The following is a 5,228-nucleotide window of genomic DNA, read 5'->3' as shown; positions in this document are numbered from 1 at the left end:
TCTGTCGCCTGTAAGACTTTTGATAATCTTTTTAGCCAATCGCTCATTAATTTCTCGATGTCTGGGAATTGGTTCTGTTTTTCCAGTATCTGGATTATGGTAAATATCGTGTTTCCCTCCACGTCTAATCAAATAGCAGCCAGCTTGCTCTAATTGTGCAATTAAATCATGCCTTTTCATGCGATTTCAAACTCTGCAACTCTCTTGATTCCGGGGATTTCTTCCGTAGTAAATGTTCTGTAGAGATCGACCAAGTTTTCGATTAATTCTTCTAAGTCAACACCTTGGGTCCAATGATCGGGAAATTCATTCAAATAGCCCAAGAACATCCCATCTGATTCTTTCCAATACGTATATGGAATCCTCATGGTGAAATCCTCATTCTGCATTGCTAACGATATTAAGTTAACCCCTATTATAACTGAATTGCTCCCAATCCACGATCAGCTTTATTATCGGGCTTGGCAGCGAGATTGCCGCCTTACACTTCGTTAATGCAGCCGACAAAATTGGCGTTCGCTAATTCAGACGGATTTAGGTGTTGGGTTTCGTTCCGATGACCCAACCTCGGAAAGGATGCGATCGCTTTTCGTCCTCTAAAACAGTGATCGCACCAAGATGACAAGCACTGTAGCATAACCCACTGAATATTATAAAATTGGTGGTGCGTTACATTTCATGCTTGGCCAAATCCAGCCAAATAAGCTTTAACCTCATGCCAGAAATTTTCAGACTGGAAGGCTATCTTTTCTTTTTCTATGCCAGAAGGCAATGAACCCATGCACGTTCACGTTCGACGGGGCGGCGGATATGCTAAATTTTGGCTAGAGCCGCTAGAATTGGATTATGCTAAAGGTCTAAAAACCAAAGAAATTGTTCGGGCTGAAGTTATCATTACAGAAAATATAGAAATAATACGGAGGAAATAGCACGATGTATTTGGTACATGAAAGCATAGTAAAAGCTCAAAAAGTTTGGGTTGAAGATAAATGGATTTGTATTCGTTTAGAAGACGATAGAGAAATTCGTTTTCCTGCTTATAAAAATAAACGCTTATCAAAAGCAACCTTTGAACAATTAGCAGAGGTTGAGTTAATTTGTGATGGCACGGGATTACATTGGGAAACCTTAGATGAGGATTTGTCCATCATTGGCATTTTAGAAGGAAGATTGGGTGCTTAAATGTTAAATGCTTAAAAAAATCGGCTCTACCGAACCTAGTAATCATAGCAATTACCGTCGGTTGGGTTGACCCAAGGAAACCCAACAAAAAGATTCACACGGATTTAGGTGTTGGGTGTTGGGTTTCGCTTTCCCTGAGAATTGAGAGGTTTTCTTTAACCTATTTATTCCCTCAACCCAACCTAAGAAACTGATTCTAGATGCCTTAAAATCTGTTCTTTCAAATCATCCAAATAATTTTCTACCACCTCCCAAACTGTATTAAGGTCAATTCCCCCTAAATAATCATGTACTAAAATATTCCTAAAACCAGAAATATTACGCCAGTCAACATTGGGAATATTTGCCTTTAATTCCTCCGAAAGCCTTTGAGTTGATTCTGCCAAAGTTTGTAAGCGTCTAATGATAGCATCGCTGATCATTGAATTAGCAAAAAACTCCTGTTTTCCCCCTTGGGAATAGTCCTTAATTTTATCAATACAGTCTAAAATATGTTCAAGATAAACTCGATCTTCATTCATAACTTAATTGCCTCCTTTAAGATTCGCTGTTTAATTAGATGATGAAGGCTTTTTTCAGTTACTACATCCACTTTACACCCTAAGAGAGCCTCTAAATCAACTAATAATCCACCGGGAAACCAAGGGGATGTTTTAGCTAAATCATAATCAATTAAAAAATCAATATCACTATTTTCGGTTTCCTCTCCTCTAGCAACGGAACCAAATACACGCACATTAAAAGCACCATGTTTAGTGGCAATTTTTAGGATATCCTCTCGTTTGTCTTGTATGAGTTGTTTTAAGGTCATAAAATAACATCCATCCCGAAGGTTTTTTAATGAACAATTAACAGACTAGACTAGAAAAAACTAACTACTGATAATTCACCCCTCCCCACTTATCCCCCTAATTGTTGTAAAACCCGCATCACCTTTTCATCAGTTGGGTTTCTACCGTAGGTTGGGTTGAGGCACGAAACCCAACAATAAACCCAAAGAAACTACCGTAGGTTGGGTTGAGGCACGAAACCCAACAATAAACCCAAAGAAACTACCGTAGGTTGGGTTGAGGCACGAAACCCAACAAAAAGATTCAGACGGATTTAGGTGTTGGGTGTTGGGTTTCTACCGTAGGTTGGGTTGAGGCACGAAACCCAACAATACACCCAAGGAAACTACCGTAGGTTGGGTTGAGGCACGAAACCCAACAATACACCCAAAGAAACTACCGTAGGTTGGGTTGAGGCACGAAACCCAACAATAAACCCAAGTAAACCCAACAAAAAGATTCAGACGGATTTAGGTGTTGGGTGTTGGGTTTCTACCGTAGGTTGGGTTGAGGCACGAAACCCAACAACAGACCCAAGGAAACTAAAGTAGGTTGGGTTGAGGCACGAAACCCAACAATAAACCCAAAGAAACCCAACAAAAAGATTCAGACTGATTTAGGTGTTGGCTGTTGGGTTTCGCTTTTCCTGAGAATTGAGAGGTTTTCTTTAACATATTTATTCGCTCAACCCAACCTACGAAACTACGAAACTCACCCCCCTAATTGTTGTAAAATCTGCATCACTTGTTCATAAGCAGCCATATTATTCTGTTGGAGGAATAATATAGCTGCTTGTTGTAGATCAATTTTTGCTTTTTCGGGTTGTCCTAATATGGCATATAAAATACCACGATTGTTGTAAGCATTAGCATAATTAGGATTAATGTCAATGGCTTTGTTGTAGTCAGAGAGGGCTAATTCGTATTTCTGCAAGTCAATGTAAAGATTCCCCCGATTGTAGTAAGCATCAGCATCATTAGGATTAATGTCAATAGCTTTGCTGAAGTCAGAGAGGGCTAAATCGTATTTCCGCAAGTCTCTGTAAAGAATCCCCCGATTGAAATAAGCATTAGCAAAATTACGATTAATTTCAATAGCTTTGCTGTAGTCAGAGAGGGCTAATTCGTATTTCTGCTGGTAATAGTAAAGATTCCCTCGATTGTAGTAAGCATTAGCATCATTAGGATTAAGTTGAAGGGCTTGGTTGTAGTCAGCTAAAGCTAAATCGTATTTCTGCTGGTTATGGTAAAGAAGCCCCCGATTGACGTAAGCCCCAGCATCATTAGGATTAAGTTGAAGGGCTTTGCTGTAGTCAGAGAGGGCTAATTCGTATTTCTGCTGGTTAGCGTAAATAACTCCCCGATTGTTGTAAGCATTAGCCAAATTATGATTAATGTCAATAGCTTTATTGTAGTCAGAGAGGGCTAAATCGTATTTCTGCAAGTCAGAGTAAAGAAGCCCACGATTGACGTAAGCATTAGCCAAATTATGATTAATGTCAATAGCTTTATTGTAGTCAGAGAGGGCTAAATCGTATTTCTGCAAGTCAGAGTAAAGAAGCCCACGATTGACGTAAGCCACAGCATGATTAGGATTAATGTCAATGGCTTTGTTCCAGTCAGAGAGGGCTAATTCGTATTTCTGCAAGTCAATGTAAAGAACCCCCCGATTGCCATACCAAGCAGCACGGGGAGCGAGATTAATTGCCTGAGTAATCGCCGCTAATCCTTCATCATAGCGTTTTAATCGACTTAATACTGCCCATTTCTCGTTATAGTGATTGGGGTTATTGGGAACCAGAGAAATCGCCTGATTAATCACCGATAATGCTTGCTCATAATTTTCTCTGGCTTCTCTTTCTCTACCAGCACTTGTTGAGAAGTCACCTAAAAAGCGATAAACAACACTTTGTTGTTGTAAAATACTACTGTGAAACTTCTTTAAATCTTCCCGTTTAGGTAAGGTATTAATCGCTTGTTGGAAAGCTTCTATAGCTGGTTGATATTTATCTAAATTACCTAATACTAATCCCTTCCCATACCAAGCTAAATAGACATTCTCGGGGTCATTTTGCTTAATCGCTTCATCAAAGGCTTTAATTGCTTCCTCAAACCTTCCTAACCGCCATAATTGTCCTCCCCTTTCTATCCAAATATCCGCCTTCGCATTGGTATTAGGGACAATAACACCAGTAATCGCTTGAATAATTTCTTGTTTTTGTTGCGGACTAACTTGGGGTTGAGCAGTGGTTAATAATTGCGGTTTTACCTTCAATCTTTCTTGCAATCCGATAAAAGTGCTAATGGGAATCCCTAAACTAAACCCTAACTGAATTTCCGTTACCCCTGCTCCTTCTGAACGTCCATGAATCCCTATTACTCTCCCCTGGGAGTCTAAGACTGCACCGCCACTCATGCCCCCAAATGTGATGCTGGTATAAACTAATTCATAGCCTCCGGTTAAAGAAGCAACACTTTGTAATGTTCCCCCTTGTTTATTCCTTAAAGGACTTTGGCGGGTTTGTATTAATCCCTCTTCTTTCTCGAGAATTGCACCGCCACTAAACAACCATTTCGAGGGATTTTTGCCAATTTTGGCGAAGCCTGCGGCAAAAACAAAATCACCGGTATTTGGGTTATAATTCGCTATTTCCGCAACGGGATAATTGTCTCGGCTTTCAAACTGAAAAACTGCTAAATCTACCCCTTCCTGCCGGATGATGGTGCTTTTCTCGATGTTTCGAGTTTTACCGTCCTTGGTGACGACGGTGTAGGTGTAATCAGCACAGCTGTCGGTGCGTGCCATTTCTCCGCAAAGGACGTGATCGGCGGTTAGGACGGTGTAAATATTCCCTTCTTTAGCGATAATTACGCCACTTCCATTGGCAATTACGCCACTTCCATTGGTTTTACTGCTACTATCGATCCGGACGGTGAAACCCTTGGCTTTCGCTTCTAATTCGGCGATATAGTCAGTAGGGGCGGTGGTTTCTATATCGGGGTTCACCGGCGGTAGGGGTAGGTTATAGGCGCTGAGGATTTCGGGCCGGATGTAGGTTAATAGGGTATGAAGGGAAATGCCCCAATTAACCGCTCTCATCTGTTGGATTTCTTCTGCGTCTGTGGGTTTTGTACCGTCTTCGTAGATGTAGTTAGAGAGAATCGGATGGGCCGATCGCCCGTTAATGCCGATTAACTCCCCATCAACAAAAATGCC

General features: G+C 40.8%; 7 protein-coding genes. 2 read left to right on the top strand and 5 right to left on the bottom strand.

The window, feature by feature from the left end:
• Both IM509_RS19900 and IM509_RS19895 read right to left on the bottom strand, forming a co-directional pair.
• Positions 1–180 (bottom strand): type II toxin-antitoxin system HicA family toxin (locus IM509_RS19900; RefSeq protein ID WP_012267861.1); only part of this gene is annotated, 180 nt, incomplete at its 3' end.
• A complete protein-coding gene (locus IM509_RS19895; protein WP_002771342.1) occupies positions 177–368 on the bottom strand; it encodes a type II toxin-antitoxin system HicB family antitoxin in 192 nt (63 codons plus the stop codon). The genes IM509_RS19900 and IM509_RS19895, both read right to left, overlap by 4 nt.
• A gap of 390 nt (positions 369–758) precedes the next feature.
• Between IM509_RS19895 and IM509_RS19890 the strand changes: the two genes are divergently transcribed.
• Positions 759–929 carry a DUF4160 domain-containing protein gene (locus IM509_RS19890; protein WP_260441173.1) on the top strand — a complete coding sequence of 57 codons (171 nt, stop codon included), beginning with the start codon at positions 759–761 and terminating at the stop codon, positions 927–929.
• Positions 930–933: 4 nt separating this feature from the next.
• A complete protein-coding gene (locus IM509_RS19885) occupies positions 934–1,182 on the top strand; it encodes a DUF2442 domain-containing protein (protein WP_002785172.1) in 249 nt (82 codons plus the stop codon).
• Between the two features lie 182 nt (positions 1,183–1,364).
• Here the strand turns inward: IM509_RS19885 and IM509_RS19880 are convergent, their stop codons facing one another.
• From IM509_RS19880 to IM509_RS19870, 3 genes are all read right to left on the bottom strand, one after another.
• Positions 1,365–1,703, bottom strand: a complete 339-nt coding sequence (locus IM509_RS19880; protein ID WP_185236825.1) for a HepT-like ribonuclease domain-containing protein — start codon at positions 1,701–1,703, stop codon at positions 1,365–1,367.
• Positions 1,700–1,993, bottom strand: a complete 294-nt coding sequence (locus IM509_RS19875) for a nucleotidyltransferase family protein (RefSeq protein WP_002763046.1) — start codon at positions 1,991–1,993, stop codon at positions 1,700–1,702. The genes IM509_RS19880 and IM509_RS19875 overlap by 4 nt, the downstream gene beginning before the upstream one ends.
• A gap of 730 nt (positions 1,994–2,723) precedes the next feature.
• The coding region (locus IM509_RS19870) for a tetratricopeptide repeat protein (RefSeq protein WP_287717330.1) at positions 2,724–5,228 on the bottom strand (2,505 nt) is incomplete at its 5' end.

The sequence above is a fragment of the Microcystis sp. M31BS1 genome, assembly GCF_020245285.1.
Lineage (GTDB): Bacteria > Cyanobacteriota > Cyanobacteriia > Cyanobacteriales > Microcystaceae > Microcystis > Microcystis panniformis.
The sequence above is the reverse complement of the archived record's forward strand: the minus strand, read 5'-3'. Positions and strand labels throughout refer to the sequence as shown.

Bases quoted from the DNA above. Each gene is read 5' to 3' on its own strand.
- IM509_RS19895 (WP_002771342.1), bottom strand. From the start codon at position 368: ATGAGGATTCCATATACGTATTGGAAAGAATCAGATGGGATGTTCTTG.
- IM509_RS19880 (WP_185236825.1), bottom strand. From the start codon at position 1,703: ATGAATGAAGATCGAGTTTATCTTGAACATATTTTAGACTGTATTGAT.
- IM509_RS19890 (WP_260441173.1), top strand. From the start codon at position 759: ATGCCAGAAGGCAATGAACCCATGCACGTTCACGTTCGACGGGGCGGC.
- IM509_RS19875 (WP_002763046.1), bottom strand. From the start codon at position 1,993: ATGACCTTAAAACAACTCATACAAGACAAACGAGAGGATATCCTAAAA.
- IM509_RS19885 (WP_002785172.1), top strand. From the start codon at position 934: ATGTATTTGGTACATGAAAGCATAGTAAAAGCTCAAAAAGTTTGGGTT.